General features: G+C 45.7%; 19 protein-coding genes. 2 read left to right on the top strand and 17 right to left on the bottom strand.

Annotated features, from left to right (window positions below; genetic code table 11):
- Positions 1-157: 157 nt before the first annotated feature.
- Positions 158-1033, top strand: a complete 876-nt coding sequence (locus tag J8N69_RS13010; RefSeq protein ID WP_168822993.1) for an alpha/beta fold hydrolase — start codon at positions 158-160, stop codon at positions 1031-1033.
- Here J8N69_RS13010 and J8N69_RS13005 read toward each other — a convergent pair.
- From J8N69_RS13005 to J8N69_RS12945, 13 genes are all read right to left on the bottom strand, one after another.
- Entirely contained in the window at positions 1023-1625 is a 603-nt protein-coding gene (locus J8N69_RS13005; protein WP_168822991.1) for a PqiC family protein, read from the bottom strand. The two genes, J8N69_RS13010 and J8N69_RS13005, sit on opposite strands and share 11 nt — an antisense overlap.
- Positions 1622-3277 carry an intermembrane transport protein PqiB gene (gene pqiB / locus J8N69_RS13000; RefSeq protein ID WP_168823486.1) on the bottom strand — a complete coding sequence of 552 codons (1656 nt, stop codon included), beginning with the start codon at positions 3275-3277 and terminating at the stop codon, positions 1622-1624. Before pqiB ends, J8N69_RS13005 begins: the two co-directional genes overlap by 4 nt.
- Positions 3267-4544: a PqiA/YebS family transporter subunit gene (locus J8N69_RS12995; protein WP_168822989.1), complete on the bottom strand. Its 1278-nt coding sequence runs from the start codon at positions 4542-4544 to the stop codon at positions 3267-3269. The genes pqiB and J8N69_RS12995 overlap by 11 nt, the downstream gene beginning before the upstream one ends.
- 129 nt (positions 4545-4673) lie before the next feature.
- A complete protein-coding gene (locus J8N69_RS12990) occupies positions 4674-5672 on the bottom strand; it encodes a DUF2339 domain-containing protein (protein WP_168822987.1) in 999 nt (332 codons plus the stop codon).
- A gap of 21 nt (positions 5673-5693) precedes the next feature.
- Complete coding sequence (locus J8N69_RS12985; RefSeq protein ID WP_168822985.1) at positions 5694-6047, bottom strand: DMT family protein; 354 nt, start codon at positions 6045-6047, stop codon at positions 5694-5696.
- Between the two features lie 538 nt (positions 6048-6585).
- Positions 6586-7623: a 23S rRNA pseudouridine(2604) synthase RluF gene (rluF, locus tag J8N69_RS12980; protein WP_168822983.1), complete on the bottom strand. Its 1038-nt coding sequence runs from the start codon at positions 7621-7623 to the stop codon at positions 6586-6588.
- Positions 7624-7734: 111 nt separating this feature from the next.
- Positions 7735-8094: a ribbon-helix-helix domain-containing protein gene (locus tag J8N69_RS12975; protein ID WP_168822981.1), complete on the bottom strand. Its 360-nt coding sequence runs from the start codon at positions 8092-8094 to the stop codon at positions 7735-7737.
- Positions 8095-8276: 182 nt separating this feature from the next.
- The gene (locus J8N69_RS12970; RefSeq protein ID WP_168822979.1) at positions 8277-8846 is read right to left on the bottom strand and encodes a DJ-1/PfpI family protein; all 570 of its coding nucleotides are present in this window, start codon (positions 8844-8846) and stop codon (positions 8277-8279) included.
- A 564-nt stretch (positions 8847-9410) separates the two neighbouring features.
- Entirely contained in the window at positions 9411-9635 is a 225-nt protein-coding gene (locus J8N69_RS12965) for a BrnA antitoxin family protein (RefSeq protein ID WP_168822977.1), read from the bottom strand.
- Between the two features lies 1 nt (position 9636).
- The gene (locus J8N69_RS12960) at positions 9637-9918 is read right to left on the bottom strand and encodes a BrnT family toxin (RefSeq protein WP_168822976.1); all 282 of its coding nucleotides are present in this window, start codon (positions 9916-9918) and stop codon (positions 9637-9639) included.
- A 317-nt stretch (positions 9919-10235) separates the two neighbouring features.
- Positions 10236-11392, bottom strand: a protein-coding gene (locus J8N69_RS12955) for an IS3 family transposase (RefSeq protein ID WP_168827682.1) whose coding sequence is annotated in 2 segments (ribosomal slippage) — positions 10236-11122 and positions 11122-11392 — 1158 coding nt in all. Because the reading frame shifts where the segments join, the coding sequence is not laid out codon by codon here.
- Between the two features lie 22 nt (positions 11393-11414).
- Positions 11415-11654 carry a hypothetical protein gene (locus J8N69_RS12950; protein WP_168826159.1) on the bottom strand — a complete coding sequence of 80 codons (240 nt, stop codon included), beginning with the start codon at positions 11652-11654 and terminating at the stop codon, positions 11415-11417.
- Between the two features lie 1415 nt (positions 11655-13069).
- The gene (locus J8N69_RS12945; RefSeq protein ID WP_168826157.1) at positions 13070-14707 is read right to left on the bottom strand and encodes an NAD+ synthase; all 1638 of its coding nucleotides are present in this window, start codon (positions 14705-14707) and stop codon (positions 13070-13072) included.
- Between the two features lie 73 nt (positions 14708-14780).
- On the opposite strand from J8N69_RS12945, the gene J8N69_RS12940 reads away from it, so the two are divergent.
- Positions 14781-15041, top strand: a complete 261-nt coding sequence (locus tag J8N69_RS12940) for a PP0621 family protein (protein ID WP_168826155.1) — start codon at positions 14781-14783, stop codon at positions 15039-15041.
- On the opposite strand, the gene J8N69_RS12935 is transcribed toward J8N69_RS12940, so the two are convergent.
- The 4 genes from J8N69_RS12935 to J8N69_RS12920 are packed head-to-tail and all read right to left on the bottom strand — an operon-like array spanning position 15025 to position 17250.
- Positions 15025-15477 (bottom strand): hypothetical protein, encoded by a 453-nt coding sequence (locus J8N69_RS12935; protein WP_168826153.1) that lies wholly within the window; start codon positions 15475-15477, stop codon positions 15025-15027. The genes J8N69_RS12940 and J8N69_RS12935 overlap by 17 nt on opposite strands.
- A gap of 5 nt (positions 15478-15482) precedes the next feature.
- Positions 15483-16385: a hypothetical protein gene (locus J8N69_RS12930; protein WP_168826151.1), complete on the bottom strand. Its 903-nt coding sequence runs from the start codon at positions 16383-16385 to the stop codon at positions 15483-15485.
- A complete protein-coding gene (locus tag J8N69_RS12925) occupies positions 16382-16747 on the bottom strand; it encodes a type IV pilus modification PilV family protein (RefSeq protein WP_168826149.1) in 366 nt (121 codons plus the stop codon). The genes J8N69_RS12930 and J8N69_RS12925 overlap by 4 nt, the downstream gene beginning before the upstream one ends.
- Positions 16738-17250, bottom strand: a complete 513-nt coding sequence (locus J8N69_RS12920) for a GspH/FimT family pseudopilin (protein WP_168826147.1) — start codon at positions 17248-17250, stop codon at positions 16738-16740. Before J8N69_RS12920 ends, J8N69_RS12925 begins: the two co-directional genes overlap by 10 nt.
- Between the last annotated feature and the right edge of the window lie 8 nt (positions 17251-17258).

Below are 17258 nucleotides of genomic sequence, written 5' to 3'. Positions count from 1 at the left end.
ATTGATTCTATCTCCCCCAGAATCGCCCCTTTCTATAAACCTTGCTTCAAATCACTAAAACATGCACATAGTTATTATAAAATAACATTATAGTGATAGCCCGAATAAGACATCATGGGTGTATTTTTAAACATACCCGAGAGGAAGAAACGTCGTAATGCCACACAAACCGAACAACATTCTACAACGCAACCATGTCAACATATCAGGCAAAGGTAACAAGACCATTATGCTGGCGCACGGTTTTGGTTGCAGTCAACACCTCTGGCGCTTTATAAGGCCATACCTTGAAGAGCACTACCAAGTGGTGTTGTTTGATTATGTTGGCAGTGGAAACTCTGATTTTTCAGCTTACCAAGTCGAACGTTACAAACACCTAGAAGGCTATGCCTTAGATGTTATTGAAATATGCGATGCCATGAACATAAAAGACGCCATTTTTGTCGGCCACTCCATTAGCAGCACAATCGGCTGGATTGTTACTCAGCAACGACCAGAGCTGTTTTCACACGTTGTCGCAATTTGTCCTTCACCCTGTTTTTTAAACCTAGACAATGAATACCAAGGCGGCTTTGAACAGCAATATTTAGAAGATTTAATCGCATTAATGGACAAGGATTATATCGGCTGGGGAAACTATTTAGCGCCGATTGTGATGGGTATTGATCTTGCTCCAATTGGACCAAGCATAGACAAAAGTGACGTTTTGGTACACGAACTGCTCTCCAGTTTTTGCTCTACCGACGTAACCTATTCCAAACCTTTTGCAGCCGCCACATTTTTATCGGATTATCGTTCTTTGTTGCCTCGCATAACGCACCCCAGCTTAGTATTACAAAGCTCTAACGATACGTTGGTTAGCGTTGGCGTGGGTGAATACATACAGAAAAACTTACAGAATGCACAATTAAAAATCATTGAAGGCAACGGGCACTGCTTGCACGTCACCCATCCATTACACGTGCTTGACCAGATGATGACTTTTTTACAAGCGCACCCCACAGACGAACAAGGATTAGAGCTTAATCATTAAAAACCTGCACTACGCCATCAATCATTGGTTTCATCACCTGATCAAACCAACTGGCTGAAAGCGTTTGTACCATACTGCCGTAACCATCAGATTTAAGCTCACTTTTTACATCAAAGGTACTTGACGCCGACAGCTCACCTGAGTCAGAAATGACCTGCCAACGCCCAGAAACATGCACCACACCGTCTAAATCAGCATAAAAATCATCCACTTCAACATTCAGCAGGGCAACCGCACCAGCAGGCAAGCGCTGACCTGCAAACCACGTTATATCCGGCAACGCTTTTTCTAAACGCTGTAAAGTTAAGCGTGTCAACTGAGGAGACAAGGGTTCAGCCCATAAATTATTCTGTGAGCGATACACTTCTCCTTGCGCCGTGACTAACACTATCTCATTACCTGTCAAATAATTAGCCACAACAATCGGCATTAATTGAACAGAAATAGGCTCTGTCGTCTGAGCTTGAACGTCGCGCAGGCCCGCGTCCATTAACAAATATTCGCGACTTGGTGGCGTAGAAGAAGCGGCACAACCCACCATTATCCAGCTCATCAAAACAATCAAAAGAGTACGTCTATCAACCAACTTCATGGGGACTCCTGCGCCGCTTTTGGCTGCACATCTAAGCGAGGCTTGCTATCAAAAATCAAGGTATTTGGACTCTCACGTAACTGTCGCAGCAAAGGTTGCAACTCATTCAATGCACGCCCTAATGACACCATATTTTCCCTTAGTGGACCACCAATCTGGCCATTAGCTTGATAGGTTTCCAAGGTTAAACTCAAATCATTCATCGTCGCGACTAACTCGGCTGACAACTGTTGTGTTTCAGTTTGATTCAAAAGCCCATTCACACTCTTACTGACCAACTGCAGTTGGCGTAAGGTTTCATTGGCTTCCGCCATGGTCTGCCCCAGTTGCTCAAAGGTATCTCGTAAAGGCACTTGCGAAAGATTATCCAACAGATCCCCAACTTTTGTTTCGATATTAGCAAGACCATCAGGTGCCGTCGGAAAAATACGATAGCCTTCAAACTCTTGCCACTTCACCGGAGACGGATTGTCCATAAAATCAATGTTAATCACTTTTGCGGCGTTTAGATAATTGCCAATTTTTAGCGACGCTCGTAAGCCTTTATCAATACGACCTTGAATGAATTCATTCCATTTTTGCAAAGACATCGCATCAGACGCATCCGCTGCATTTAAGCGCTGCGGCTCAATACGCGCTCTAACAGGGATCAATGGTGTATCCAGAGACGTTAATGTATTCATCGAAATACCATTAAAAGGCACGTCTAATACCGTACCAATGCGGACCCCTCGAAACTCAACCGCGGCGCCTGGCATCAAGCCACTAATGTTGTTCTCAAACAGAAAAACATAATGAATAAATTCATCATAAAGATTATTTTCTGCACTTTCTTTGCTACTAAACAAAGGGAACTCAGCCATATCCGCTACCAACGCACCAGCCGGACGCCCTGGCGGCAAACCAAATGAAATACCGCCCGCGAAAAACGTCTCTAACGAATCAAGCCGAACTTCAAAACCACTGGCAGAGCTTTTGAACGACAACCCTGGAGTAACCCAGAACTGCACGCCCTGATTGACCAACACATCATAAGGCGAACGAATAACAACAGCATAAGTAATCACCCCCTTATCCGTATCAAATGCCACTTTCTCGACATAGCCAACCTCATAACCACGAAAATGCACCAACGCGCCCACATCCAACGTAGAGCCTTCTTTACTGGATAATACCAACCGAATACCTTCGTTTTCTTTTGATAAAGGTGGTTGATTTAAAACGGTAAAGTTATCTTTCAAGGCGCCTTTTACCCCCGGCGTCATATCAATATAAGCCCCTGACAATAGCGTCCCAAGACCACTCACGCCCTCTTTTCCGATACGAGGCTTTGCGACCCAAAACTTGGCATCTTCGCGCAACATTTGATCCGTCCCTTGATTCATTCTCACTCTAATAATAGCGCTCTCATAATCGTCACTAAGGCGAATATCCGTCACCCTCCCGACATCTACATTGCGCGATTTGAGCTTGGTTTTACCTACCTCCAGACCATCCGCATTGGCGGCAACTAACGTAATCATCGGCCCCTGACTTGACCAATTTTGATACAGCATCCACCCAGCCACCAAAACAGCGATAAGAGGCACCAGCCAAATTGAATTGAACCGCACCTTTCGCATCCCTTCTACTTGCTTAGTGCTATCCGCCACGCCTTTCTCCTGTAAACGCCGCCACAGACAACGCTTCATCTTTGTCCCACAATAACCTAGGATCAAACGTCATGGCCGCCAACATAGTAAAAATAACCACCGCTGAAAATGACAACACAGCAGCACCCGGATAAATCGCAATAACATTTCCCATCTGTACCAAGCTGGTCAAAATAGCCACCACAAAAACGTCTATCATCGACCAGCGACCAACAAACTCGGTCAGCTGATACAATTTAATTTTTTGCGCCGTCAATCGCCGACTAGGAAAATGGCATTGCCAACACAACCAGCCAAGCGACAGAATTTTAATAATGGGAATCACCACACTGGCGAACAAAATAACCAAAGCCACAGGATAAGAACCCAAAGACCAAAGCAATAAAACACCGCCCATAATCGTCGAAGGTTCAGTATTGCCTAAAAACGTAGTGTGCATAATAGGAAACACATTGGCTGGTACATACATGACAACCGACGCCAACAGAAGCGCGGTGGTTGTACCAACACTATTGGGTCGCCGAGAATAAACAGCATGCCCACAACGATCACAATGTCGCCTATCTCCAGCCATGGTTGCACCACAAAAATGGCAACCGATTAGCCCTTCTTGTTGCGCTGTGCCTGTAGCCACCGATGGCGCCAACGCAGGCCCTGCGACGTTAAACCAAAGCCAACGACGATCCACCAACGCAACCGTTTTCAACAGCAGCAGGATATACCCACAAAACGCCCAAAAAGATAATTCTAAAGAGATATCAGCAAAACTCATCATCTTAACCAAGGCAACCAAAATCCCCACTAAAAAGACATCAACCATTAACCAAGGCTGAATAACTTGAACCCAACGAATACAGTATCGTTGTGCAATGTTAAGTGGATATCGATGTTGAAAAGACCAGACGAGAAATAAGATGGAGAATAAATACACAAGCGGAAAAACAAACAGCGCCAAACTAATAATGGCACCAAGTAGCAAATGGCGCTGTTCTAGCAACACGCTCACAAGGTTGAATAACGTAATATTACGCTCAATACCGCTGCTCGAAAAACCAAGAAATGGAAAACTCATCGCCAACGCCAGCATCAGCAGACAAGACAAACCTGTAAGCAGAATTCTGACAGGCGCCTGCTCGTAAACACTGACTAAAACATGCCCACAATGCCGACATCGAAAACGTTCACCATTTTGAAGTGGTGGAATACAATTCAAAAAATCACACACTTCACACGCGGTCATTGCCTCGTGGAATCTAAAACGACTCATTTCAACTGCACACCCAACCACTATAAAAGAGCGCCTTATATAAGACGAAAACAGCATAACATGACAACTGCGCTAGGAATCAAGCTATCCAAGATATGCTTTATTAGACAACTCTTTCACAATAGCTAACTATTCTCTTATCGCAGGAAGATAGCCCCGAACAAACTCAGGTAGCTTCTTTACAAACCAAGCCCTTACGGCCTGCCAATACGCCGATAGCAACAACAAAGACGCGCCCATCACCACTCCCGTCACCGCAAAGCCGTAACCAATACCGCCATAGTTTTCCAGCAAGCTCGACAAGGCATAAATCACATACATCAAAGAAGACACCATGAAAGCACGACGATCGATCGCCAAAGACACCACGGTCATCAGCAAATACAACACCACAATCATCGCCATATTAGTCAAACTTTCGTAACCTTCTAACACCCCAAGGCGGGAAAAAATAGGATGGATAATCAAAGGCGCAGACAACAAATGCAACCAAAACGCCACATCGGACTTTCGTGTCGTGCGGCGTGTATCGCCAGCATCCCAATACATAGCAAATGCAAAAGCCAAACAACCACAGACGAAAAACGTCGTCAGCAATAGCGCCTCACTCTGCGGGAAAATACTCAGCATCACCGCCCCAAGCATGGCCAGCGCCGCTCCCGTTCCAACCGCTACCGTAATAGGCACATTAAAACGCCGCCAATGAACATACGCCGCCACAGTCGACAAGGAAGTCGCCAAAATAACCGCAATACTTGACTGGCTGCCAAATATAGACCCAACAAAGGCAAACACACCCCCAACAAATGCCAGCAACAACACAATGGCTGGCAACGCCATCTTGCGACGGCGTACAAATACTTCCGACAAGCCCCACGCCAAAGCCGCAAACACCCCATACCCTAAACTGTCATGAACAGATTGCATGACCCAAAGCGCAGAAAACAGCAGCAAAGCGCACGCAATAACAATGAAAATATCATTAAAACCGCCCACTAAACGAACGTTCTCCTCATCCGCCGATAGAGACCCTTTTGAGGCCGCAACCAAGTCACGAAACGCATCAACCGACGCGGATGAAAATACACCCTTCTTTATCGCTAAATCCAACTCTTCATCTGTGTACATAATCATCCCTCAAGGCTTACCCTAAAGGCTAAACTTACTGCGAAACGCAAAATACACCGCGCCCACCAAGCATAAGCCAGCCCAAAGATAATCGAGTTTTAAAGGCTCTTTTAAGTAATAAACCGAAAACGGCACAAACACCATCAGGGTTATCACCTCCTGCATAATCTTTAACTGCCCAACATTCAGCGCGGTATAACCAATTCGATTGGCCGGCACCTGCAACAGATACTCAAACAAAGCGATGCCCCAACTGATCAAAGCCGCAATAATCCAAGGCTTATTGTTCAGCTCTTTCAAATGAGCATACCAAGCAAATGTCATAAAAATATTACTACAAATTAACAACACAACACTTAATGCAATTGGATGCATATACGACTCTCACAGCACAGACGCCAATAAAAATGCGCGCATAATAGCGCGTTTAAAAAACGCCACAGCACGCACAACAGCTCATTATAAGATAAGCAAAATAAAAAACACTGCCCGACAAGCGACAAACCAACAGGATAAGCAAAATATACTCTTTTTACTTCAAAGCCCCCTTTACTTGCTCTGTAATAAGGCCATACTCAGTGTGCTACGTAGCACGTTATTCCTGTCTTTATGTGCGTTCGTAGCAACATCCCTTAGGCTGATAAAAATCAACTAAGCTTATACGTTATGACTAATGGTGGATATCATGAGTAAAGGTCAAAACAGTAAAAAAGACACTAAAAAGAAACCGCTTTTAACCGCAAAAGAAAAGAAAGCCGCGAAGGTAACGAAAAAATCCTCAGTCAATGTATTAGGTAATTAATTCCTAAAACTCGCCATCAAAACCTAATGATGGCCTGATATTCGAGCCATCTAAGCCCTAATTTGATTAGGGCTTTTTAATGAAAAAAACCTACCTAAAACACGTTAACCACTATGGACGCGAAGACTTCTGCGGCCCTCGGCCTTTTGCAGGACGTTGCCCCTTTGCCGCGGGCTTACCATTGTTTTTTGGTGATCCGTTGGGGTTTCCGCTCGGCCGTTTACCACTTCCCGAACCGTTGCCCGCAGGCTTCTTACCGTCAGCAAAAGGACGCCGGTCTTTCCCCTTAGAGCCCGCCGGTTTACGGGCGTCTTCCTTGGGAAATTTCGTATTACCTTTTGTGCTACTGGTGGGTTTTGCCGGTACTTTAGGGCGCGTGTTTTTTCGCGCGGCATGGCGAGACTTTTTCGCTGGCGCGCTCGCTTCTGAAGAAGAATCGTCAACCGCTTTCAGCAAAACCGCCAACTCTTTTGGCGTGAGATCTCGCCATTCACCGACCGGAATGCCTTTAAGACTTACGTTCATAATCCGCGTGCGTTCCAGCTTCATCACCTCATAGCCAAAATGCTCACACATACGACGAATCTGGCGATTCAAACCTTGCACCAAGGTGATATTAAGCACATTCGGCGCGACCTTAGTGACCGGACACTTTTTCGTCATGGTGCCCAAGATAGGCACACCACCCGCCAACCCCGCCATAAAATCATCGGTAATCGGCTTATTCACCGTCACCAGATACTCTTTTTCGTGATTGTTGCCCGCACGCAACACCTTATTAACCAAGTCGCCATTATTGGTCAAAAAGATCAACCCTTGAGAGTCTTTATCCAATCGACCAATCGGGAAAATACGCACCCCATGACTAACAAAATCAACAATATTATGTTTCTCAGAACTTTCCGTAGTACTAACAATACCAACCGGTTTATTCAACACAATAAACACAAAATCATCCGCGTCTTGCGGCTCGATAATCTGCCCATTGACTCGAACCGTGTCACCGGCCACCACTTGATCACCCACCGAAGCGCGCTTGCCATTGATGAACACATTGCCTTGTTCGATAAAACGATCTGCGTCTCTGCGAGAGCAAATACCGCTTTCGCTGATGTATTTATTTAAACGAGTGGAGGAAGCATTAAACATAAGCGCCATCTTGCCTGTCAATCAAAGGGGTCTATCAAATGCGCTTGATTGTACAGGAAACCCGTATCGTATTTTAGGCGAGTAAAGCAAAAAGCGTAAAAATATCCCGCCTTACAGATGCGCCTCTAAATAGTGCTTTTCCTGCTCAAGAATACGATCGGTGTTTAGCGACGCCAAGCTCACCTCATGGGAATGGGGCAACATGCCAATGGTTTGCAAATGCAGATAACGCATGGCGCAAACCCGAAGAAAAGACGTGAAATTATCCAAATTATGACCCGCATCCAAGGCTTCATGATTCAACTTAGCGATCATTTGAGACAAAGAGAGCTTATCCCGTTGAGCGATTTCTTCCAGCGTAAACCAAAAAAAACTTTCTAATCGAATACTGGTCACCATGCCATCAATGCGCAAAGAACGCGTGACATTTTGCCAGAGACTTGGATCTGAATTCACAAAGAGCTTACACATATTATGTTCCTTATAAGACGGCTAGTTATTATTATCAACTATAAGAACCGAACGATGAAGATCGGAATAAACGTGGCACGATGTGAAGAGTTTAATCTATTTTCAAAATGAAAAGTCAGGCGAATTTCACTTTTACTGCCTCATGGCAGTGGTAAAATTCGCCCTTATCAAAAATCAGCAAATCACTTTGCTAACAACACATAAAACTGAGCCAACCAAGCCGGATGCGCTGGCCACGCTGGTGCCGTCACCAAATTACCGTCCGTCACCGCCTGATCTACCGGAATGTCCATAAACTCACCTTTGGCAAGCTCCACTTCTGGCTGACACGCCGGATACGCCGAACACTTCCTACCTTCCAACACCCCTGCCGCCGCCAGCAACTGCGCACCATGACACACCGCCGCCACCGGCTTATTAGCCGCAAAAAAGTGTTTCACCATAGCCACCACAGCTTTATTCAAACGCAGATACTCAGGCGCTCGACCACCGGGAATCACCAACGCATCGTAATCTTCCACCTTGATATCCGCAAACGTCGCATTCAACGAAAAACGGTGCCCCGGCTTCTCCGTATACGTCTGATCGCCTTCAAAATCATGAATCGCCGTCGCCACCGAATCACCAGACTTCTTATCTGGACACACCGCATGCACCGTATGACCGACACTCATCAACGCCTGAAACGGCACCATAGTTTCATAATCTTCCGTGAAATCACCCGTGATCATTAAGATTTTTTTATTCGACATGACACCTTCTCCTACTGTGTTTAAAACGTCCTATGTTGTAACAGCTAGAGACAAAGAAAAGGTATTAAAGGGTTATTACATTCAAGTTTCGCCAAAGGTAGTCAGCGAAGGTTGGATACGTCTTGTAGGCCTGATGAGAGAGGCACGACCATGATCAGGCGTGTGACGTTATTTAGCCTGCAATTGATTGATATTGTTTTTGTAGGCCTGATGAGGAAGGCACGACCGTGATCAGGCATGTGACGTTATTTAGCCTGCAATTGATTGATTGATATTGTTTTTTGTAGGTCGTGGCTTTAGCCCGACAAGGCGTAATTTGTGTCCTCTTGAGTTACATACTTTTGAATATCTACGATCTCGTAGGCGGTTGTTTGACGATTTTGCCCTCCAACATAAGCCTCAGGAAACATTCTATGGAACTTCTCCAGAGGCATCCCACTATCGATTTCGATCAACCGATCAACCGATCAACCGATCTGCCTACTTAGCCTGAATATTCGGTAGGTTTTTTGCGTATTTTTGCACAAAAGATGACAGCGGAAATTTATCCGGTGCAGCCGATTGTTAGGGCTGGGATGGCCAATCAATGCTCAACTTACGATGTTGAGCCACGCAATCTCTTAAATAAAGATTAATAAGACTCTGATAAGGAACACCGACCTCTTCTGCCATGTCTTTAAAATAAGAGATGACATCTTCGCTCAAGCGCATAGTGACGGGCTTCTTGAGCTTAGAGGCATAAGGATTCTTACGGGAGCTCATTTTGGAAAGGTCATATTCAGTTTTCATGTTAGTCCACCGTGTAATGCTTGCGTTCGCTGCTAGTGGCTTTCCGAGCGGAGATGATTCGTATCGTCCCTCCACCGTCACGCTCGCAGTGACACACAAGGATAAGCCGAGCCTCACTGCTCATTCCGAGCATAAGGAAGCGATCTTCAGCTTTTGAGCCGTCTTCATCAAAAAATTGAATGGCAAACTCGTCATAGAATACTGACTGCGCCTCCTCGAAAGAGACACCGTGCTTCTTAAGGTTTGAAGCCGCCTTGGTTTGATTCCATTCAAATTTAATCATATGTACATCGTATGTACATCAAGACCCGATGTCAAGAACCCTAACACCCCAAACAGCCACTGCTATGAGTGGCAGCCGTTTTTGGGCCGGAACAGTGGTTGAGCAACTTGTCATAAAGCATTGCCACACCAAATTGCGTAACTAAGTGCGCAAGAGCAAACCAGCAAAACAAAAGCAAAAATTGCTAATAGCATTGTAAGTACGCCGGTTTCTGGAGCTACGCGAAGACCTAATGCGTCACGGAGTTCAAAAACATTATTTCGCGTAACCAGAGATAGAACGGCCCCTGTTGTGAAAAAAATGAAGAGGTGTTCTGGTCAAGTCCAACCGGACACTTTCCTAAAGGAGTTTTCATACTCAATGGGTGATTGGTCGCCATTCGACGAATGTAATCGCTCCAGATTGTAATATTTCACATACGCCGCAACATCTTGCTTCATATGCTCTCTTGTTGGTTGTGCTACCTTGAACAACCAATCATGTTTTAAACTGCCGAAGAACCTTTCAACCACGGCATTATCCCAACACGCACCGACGTCACCCATGCTAGAGCGGCAATCAAGCCGTTTTAATAGGCTTCTAAAGTGTTTACTCGTGTATTGCGAGCCTCTGTCGCTATGAAACACTAAGCCCTTTGGCGGCTGTCGTAAGCGATGTGCTTTTAAAAATGCATGCTCAATTAAGTCTGTCGTCATACGTTTTGACGTGTGCCAACCCACTATGCGACGACCAAATAAATCCATTACAATAGCAAGGTATAGCCAGCCTTCGCCTGTTTTTAAATATGACACATCCCCAGCCCACACCTGGTTTGGGCCTAACGGGTTAAAATTCATGTTCAATAAATTATCCGCTACAGCATCACTGTCTTTGCGCTTTGTGGTGACTTTGTAAGCGATACGCTGCTTAACGACTAACCCCAATCGTTTCATCAAGCCAATGACACGATGCCGGCTAACATCAAAGTCTTCTTTGCGAAGCTTTTTCGCAAGCTCTCGGCTACCCAGACTGCCTCGACTATCTTCAAAAAGCGCCTTCGCCCTACGATGTAAATTCAGTGTTTGTGCACTGATAATTATCGCGGGACGTTTTCGCCAAGCATAGTATGCAGATTTGCTAACGCGCATCACTTTACACGATATGGCAACTGGGTACTGCTTACCTAAACTTTTGAGAAATGAATATTTTATTTCATTTCTTTTGCGAAAAACGCTGAAGCCTTTTTTAATATTTCGCGCTCCATCAGCAAGCGCTTATTGTCTTTTCTGAGCTGAACGAGTTCAGCCCGCTCATCCTTCGACAACTCTGAATCTTCATCTTGTTGTTTAAACTTCGCTACCCAGTTATAAAGTAGCTTGTCAGTGATATTCAGTGAAGCGGCAGCCTCAACAACGGAGTAACCTTGCTCAATCACCAGCGCCACCGCTTCTTGCTTAAAATCGTTTGGATATTGTTTGTTAGTACGTTTAGTCATTTTACACCTCAATAATTGGATATTATCCTTTATTGAAGTGTCCGGCTAATTCAACCACAACAAGGGCAAATCCCATTACGAGAGGAAGAAAAAGAGCAAGTAAAGCGTTTGTGGTTTCGCTATTTGATGCGTAGTAAGAAATAATGGCACCACTAACGGCAAAGTAGAGGCTCATCAACTTAACGACAGTATCCAAATAGAACTTATAGGTATCTATATGTTGCTGGTACTGGCGCCAAAGGATTTCATTTTGTTCGTTCATAGTTTCATGACGCCTTATAACGCCGCCAACACGTGCAGCTTTGTAGTGGAGGTGCAGCCGCAACGAAAAAGCCGTCGCCGTGCATGGCCTTGTTAGCAATTTACAGTGCAATCGTAATCCATCAAATCGAAACTAAACCCCTTGATATGACTGGCTTCTAAAGATTTTTGCGTGGGTCTTGATGGCTTACATAAGTTTTAAGCTCCTTTTATGTGGTTGCCTTAAACTTTTGGTTACAATGCATACACACACGAGCGCCCTCTTCTACCCTTCCTTTACAGCGAGGACACTTCGGATTCCCGTTCCCACTAATAAGCAAAATAATTGCGGCAATTAAAGGCGATAATATTAATGAGCCGAAAAAAAACCAACCAGTATACTGATTCCATTTTTTAGCCCAAACAGCCACTAATACAGAGAAGAAAATCCAAAATAAAAAAATGACCACACTAACTCCTAAACTACAAAAAATTGTTCAAACATAACACTCAACAATTAAGGCTTATACAGTGGCGTAGCCACGGCTATAACTCTCTGTTGAACGGCCGCATTTTATATAGGGAATTTGCTTTTTTTATCATCTGACTTCCCTGTTGGTTTGCGGTGTGGTTTTGTGCGTATTACGGTCGTTTTCTAGTTGCTGACAGTTTTAATACGTTATCTTTACTTTGCTCTATGTCTCTTTTTACGTCGACTTCACTCAATTGGCAAGCCTTATGCTTCAGGCTCTTACATCTGATTCATCAATTTATTATCAAAAGTGTGATCAGGCCCATCAACATAGTGAGCAGACTTGCTGTTATAAGCATGATAGCGGTAAGCAAATCGGGGATAAAAACGTTTGAATGGAACATGAATTCCGCGTCGGGCTGAAGCCACGACCTACAAAAAAACAATACAAATGGATAACGCCTGATTACGGTCGTGCCTCCCTCATCAGGCCCTACGAATAGCTACGAAGAAGTTAGTTCGACGCGACGAAGTTGCGCGACTTTATGGCGTTTCAGAGTCATTGTTTGACGATCTATCATCCACCAAATAAACAATCCATGCCTTACGATATAACGAGCGTAGGCGAAAACCATGCGCCTATGAAAAAAGCGAGGCACTAAAGATCTTAAAGCGAATTTTTGCTTTCCTTTAAACTGAAGTTTTTGGGCGCTAGCAAAAAGTTACCCGCTCAGCTTCTTCCTGAATTAAAAAGTGGAAAAAACCTGCAGCTAAAAGCAATTGAGAAGAAACAAATACACTTGAAGCCCAAAGATTAACCCCACCCTAACCCTCCCCTTGGAAGACATAAGGGGAGGGAACAAAGAACAACCCCATCCTAACCCTCCCCTTGAAGAAAGGGGAAGGAACTAAGCCCTGCTCAGCAGGGCGGGAGTAAACGAGTTTTGAGCGCTTTTTTGAAAGCGCTATTCGCCGATGTGCCAGCCATTGGTAATCGGGTAGCGACGATCTCGTCCAAAACCACGGGCGGTGATGCGCACGCCGGTTGGGGATTGGCGGCGTTTGTATTCGTTGATGTCGACAAGGCGAAGTACGCGGTAGACGGTTTCTCGGTCGAATTTCTGGGTCGCAAGTATGGCTTCGGCGCTTTGGTCTTCTTCGATGTACATGCGTAAGATGTCATCGAGTATGTCGTAACTTGGTAAAGAATCTTCGTCTTTTTGGTCGGGTGCCAGTTCTGCAGAAGGTGGACGTGTGATGACGCGTTCTGGAATGACGTAGCCTAAAGTATTGCGGTAGCGACAAAGCTTGAAGACTAAGGTTTTGAAGACGTCTTTTAGGACGGAGTAACCGCCGACCATATCGCCATAAAGCGTCGCATAACCAACAGCCATTTCACTCTTATTGCCTGTGGTTAGAACCATATAGCCTTTCTTGTTGGAAATCGCCATTAAGGTCACACCACGGGTACGGGCTTGTAGGTTTTCTTCTGTGGTGTCTTTGCTGTAGCCTTCAAATTCTGGTGCCAGCACGTCGGTAAAGGCGGATACCATGGCTTCAATGGGTAAGACGCTGTATTTCACGCCCAGCAAGTTGGCTTCTTCTTCGGCGTCGTGCAAGCTGATGGAAGACGTGTAAGTATAAGGCATCATCACCGCTTGAACGCGATCTGCGCCGATGGCATCTACCGCGACCGCCAAAGATAAGGCGGAGTCAATACCGCCGCTCAAGCCCAGCACAATGCCTTTGAAACGATTTTTGGTGATGTAATCTCGCAATCCAAGCACCATGGCTTGATAGACGCTGGCTTCCACTCCTAGCGCTGGCGCAATGACTCCCGCCACCGGTTCCACCTTGTTGGGTTGGCTGTCGTCAACGATCATATCGATGCTGTACAAACCCGCTTCAAACCAAGGCGCTTGCATGATTTTCTCGCCTTTGGCGTTGACCACAAAAGAGCCACCTTCGTACACCAATTCATCCTGTGCGCCCATGTAGTTAACATAGACAATAGGCAGAGTGACTTCAATGGCACGCTGGTGAAGCAGTGCTTCGCGCTCGCCCATTTTTTCGATGTGGTAAGGCGAGGCGTTTAGGTTAAGAATCAGTTCTGCTCCAGCCGCTTTGGCTTGTGCGATAGGCTCTGGATGCCAAATGTCTTCACAGATGCTTAAGCCAACTTTAACACCTTTGATATCAACCAGACCCGCTTCGCAGCCTTCACTGAAGTAACGCTTGTCGTCAAACACAAGGAAGTTTGGCAGCTCCTGCTTGGCGTATTCCACCAACAGCTGTCCTTGGTAAATCACCCCAGCACAGTTAAACAGTTCGCCATCAATACGTCGTGGATAGCCGACCACTACATGGATATCGCGGATCTCGGCCAGTAACTTAGCCAGTGCAGATTCAATACGGGTATCTAAGCTAGAACGTAACAGTAGATCTTCTGGCGGATAGCCAGTTAAGGTTAATTCAGGAAACACCACCACGTCCGCGTGTTCTTCATCACGGGCTTTACATGCCGCATCAATCACGGATTGGGTGTTTTTTGTGATGTCGCCGACCAGCATATCCAGCTGGGCCATTGCAATTCGTAATGTCATACAGTTGCTATCTCGTGAACTCTGTTAGAATATGCCCGTTATTGTCTGGAATTACCCAAGCTAGGTAAAGTGTATGATCGTACGTTTGATCGTTTTTGTTGCTATTTTCTTTATTGGTTGGTGGTTGTATCGCCAATTTGTCGCTTTTAAACGCAGTCAGTCGCCAGAAGAAGTGAAAAAGAAGGCGTCTGGCAAAAAAGAGGAAGCACAAGAAAGCATGGTTCGCTGTGCAGAATGCAAAACCTTCACGCCGCGCTCCCATGCGATTCATGACCAAGAAGCCCGTCCATTTTGCAGCGCGGAACATTTAAAAATCTTCAACCAGAAGCACTGACCCAGCCGCTGGCAAGCAAGCGACTTTCTTGCCACCACCAGCAACGGTATTGTTGCTGGTTTTGTGTGGCACAAAGTCGATAGGATAAATGTGTGTTTTCCGATTCGTCAGGCACGGAGACATAACGTTCCCAACGGTAATACACCCATTGGTCATTACTTTGCCAAATACGCTCTAAGGCCGATTGTTGTAAATCACAAAACCCCACGCAGGCACTCGCCTTCGCGCTAGAAAAATCGGCAGCCACCACCCACGCTTGATAAAAATCCCCCCATATTTGTTGCCCTTCTTCGACGTCATGCAATTGACCGCGCCATTTATACCCTGCTTGCAATCGCTGCTGGTACTGGGAAGACAAGGCAGATATGGCCAATAAAAGGGCGATGATCGGCAACGATACCCAACCGCGCTGGATGTTGTGTTTGTTATAAATCATACCGATTACCTCCCCTTCAATACGATAATTTGATTACCCACACCCTGACAAGGCGAAGCATATTGCCACGAATCACCACGCATAGAGGTGTATTCTTGAGTCTGCCATTGATCATCTATCGCCAAACAATCACTGAGTCGATATTGATACTCGACCCATAATCCACGTAAATGAGTCAGTCTAATATCGCCATAACGCGTGTCTAAAGTATCCACCAGCCCATCTTGGTTATTGTCCAATAAGGGAAAAACCGACAAGCGTTCGATGCCATTCCATAGCTCCAATGAATTACCACTTTCTTCTGGTGTTCGCCAAAAAGCATTCAGTCCATCTTTTCCCTTGGAGACATACCAATAGAATCCATCTTGGCTTTCCAGCATGCCAGATTGTCCAATGGCGCCATCCGCAGTCCCGTCGCCAGCCAGTTGGATCACACTTTTATGTGTCGAAACACTCAGTACCTCGCCCTGATAATAAGACTCACAAGATGAAAACGTCACCCGATCACCGGCTTTCCAGTGGCATGCTAGTGTACTTTCAAAGGGGTTTTCTGACACCTCAATAGCACGCCGACATAAGCCATAATCACGCCCCTGCAACCAATCCGAATCCGCGGCGACAGACCGAGACGCTAATCGATCAGGTGGCGACGCGCCAGATTGTATGGTTAAAAACAAGGCATCATTCGGTCGGCAATTAGCGGGCACCAAACGTGACCACTGGGCCTGAAAATGCGCCTCTATGGCGGCATTAAGCGCCTGCTGTTGCTGGTAGGTTTCGGCCAATAAATGACGCTCTTGCAGACGAGAAAGCGCAGTCACTAGGAAAGGCAAAAACATCGCGATCAAGGCACAAACGAGCAAAAGCTCGACCAACAAACCGCCGTGCAAATGAACTCGTCTGTTCATGGCGCCCCCTGTTGCAGGGGCGCGGTATTGTGTTGTATTGCATAAAACCAATTTTTAAACTCATCCCCTGTGCATTGCTGGCAGCGGGGGTAAGCACGCTTTACTGACTCGTCTTCCTCTAGCCAAGCCACATTGCCAATAAGTTGCTGCATGGCTTGTTGTTTTTGGGTGTTTTCCTGCTGCTTTTTCTGCCTTTCAAGCTGTTGAACAGAATGCCACTGGGCATGGGTCTGACGTTGGGCAAGGTGCAGTACCACAGCAAACAGCAGCAAGCACAACATAACTTCAATCGCTATCCAGCCTTTCTGCTGCTTAGGCTGTGTCTTATTTGTGCTGTTTGCGTTGCTTTTATTCACTGGCATTGTCCCTCCTTTTGACCTTCCGGGCCCGTCAGGTAGAAACGACCGCTTTGATTCAACACCAAGTCGGCTTGCCAAACGCCCAAACAAAAAACAAAGGTGCCATTTTGATAACCAGACAAGCCATTAGATTGAAACTCTATTTGCTGCTTTTTAACGGGAAAGCCTCGCCAAGACACTTGCAACGAGGCATCAAATACAATCTGTCGATAGGTTTTTTCCACACCGCTTACAGGTTCGATTTGATAGAGTTTAAAACCGGAAGACCAATGCCCATCGCACGCCACACCGCCACATAAAAAACTCGCTTGACCACTTAGCACCGCCAATTGGCGAGCCTGAGTTAAGGCGTTGGCTAAATGCAAGATGCTGTCGTTGAGGGTGCTTTTGTCTTTGCTTTTTTGACTCATGCTTAAAATCGGCGTGGATCCGACATACGCCAAAATACTGATGATGGCGAGCACACATAAAAGCTCTAATAAAGAAAAGCCATGCTGATGGCCCATTGAAAACC

The sequence above is a fragment of the Marinomonas profundi genome, from assembly GCF_020694005.1.
In the GTDB taxonomy this organism is placed as follows: domain Bacteria; phylum Pseudomonadota; class Gammaproteobacteria; order Pseudomonadales; family Marinomonadaceae; genus Marinomonas; species Marinomonas profundi.
The sequence above is the reverse complement of the archived record's forward strand: the minus strand, read 5'-3'. Positions and strand labels throughout refer to the sequence as shown.

Bases quoted from the DNA above. Each gene is read 5' to 3' on its own strand.
- J8N69_RS13010 (WP_168822993.1), top strand. From the start codon at position 158: ATGCCACACAAACCGAACAACATTCTACAACGCAACCATGTCAACATA.
- J8N69_RS13005 (WP_168822991.1), bottom strand. From the start codon at position 1,625: ATGAAGTTGGTTGATAGACGTACTCTTTTGATTGTTTTGATGAGCTGG.
- J8N69_RS12995 (WP_168822989.1), bottom strand. From the start codon at position 4,544: ATGAGTCGTTTTAGATTCCACGAGGCAATGACCGCGTGTGAAGTGTGT.
- J8N69_RS12990 (WP_168822987.1), bottom strand. From the start codon at position 5,672: ATGTACACAGATGAAGAGTTGGATTTAGCGATAAAGAAGGGTGTATTT.
- J8N69_RS12985 (WP_168822985.1), bottom strand. From the start codon at position 6,047: ATGCATCCAATTGCATTAAGTGTTGTGTTGTTAATTTGTAGTAATATT.
- rluF (WP_168822983.1), bottom strand. From the start codon at position 7,623: ATGTTTAATGCTTCCTCCACTCGTTTAAATAAATACATCAGCGAAAGC.
- J8N69_RS12975 (WP_168822981.1), bottom strand. From the start codon at position 8,094: ATGTGTAAGCTCTTTGTGAATTCAGATCCAAGTCTCTGGCAAAATGTC.
- J8N69_RS12970 (WP_168822979.1), bottom strand. From the start codon at position 8,846: ATGTCGAATAAAAAAATCTTAATGATCACGGGTGATTTCACGGAAGAT.
- J8N69_RS12965 (WP_168822977.1), bottom strand. From the start codon at position 9,635: ATGAAAACTGAATATGACCTTTCCAAAATGAGCTCCCGTAAGAATCCT.
- J8N69_RS12960 (WP_168822976.1), bottom strand. From the start codon at position 9,918: ATGATTAAATTTGAATGGAATCAAACCAAGGCGGCTTCAAACCTTAAG.
- J8N69_RS12950 (WP_168826159.1), bottom strand. From the start codon at position 11,654: ATGAACGAACAAAATGAAATCCTTTGGCGCCAGTACCAGCAACATATA.
- J8N69_RS12945 (WP_168826157.1), bottom strand. From the start codon at position 14,707: ATGACATTACGAATTGCAATGGCCCAGCTGGATATGCTGGTCGGCGAC.
- J8N69_RS12940 (WP_168826155.1), top strand. From the start codon at position 14,781: ATGATCGTACGTTTGATCGTTTTTGTTGCTATTTTCTTTATTGGTTGG.
- J8N69_RS12935 (WP_168826153.1), bottom strand. From the start codon at position 15,477: ATGATTTATAACAAACACAACATCCAGCGCGGTTGGGTATCGTTGCCG.
- J8N69_RS12930 (WP_168826151.1), bottom strand. From the start codon at position 16,385: ATGAACAGACGAGTTCATTTGCACGGCGGTTTGTTGGTCGAGCTTTTG.
- J8N69_RS12925 (WP_168826149.1), bottom strand. From the start codon at position 16,747: ATGCCAGTGAATAAAAGCAACGCAAACAGCACAAATAAGACACAGCCT.
- J8N69_RS12920 (WP_168826147.1), bottom strand. From the start codon at position 17,250: ATGGGCCATCAGCATGGCTTTTCTTTATTAGAGCTTTTATGTGTGCTC.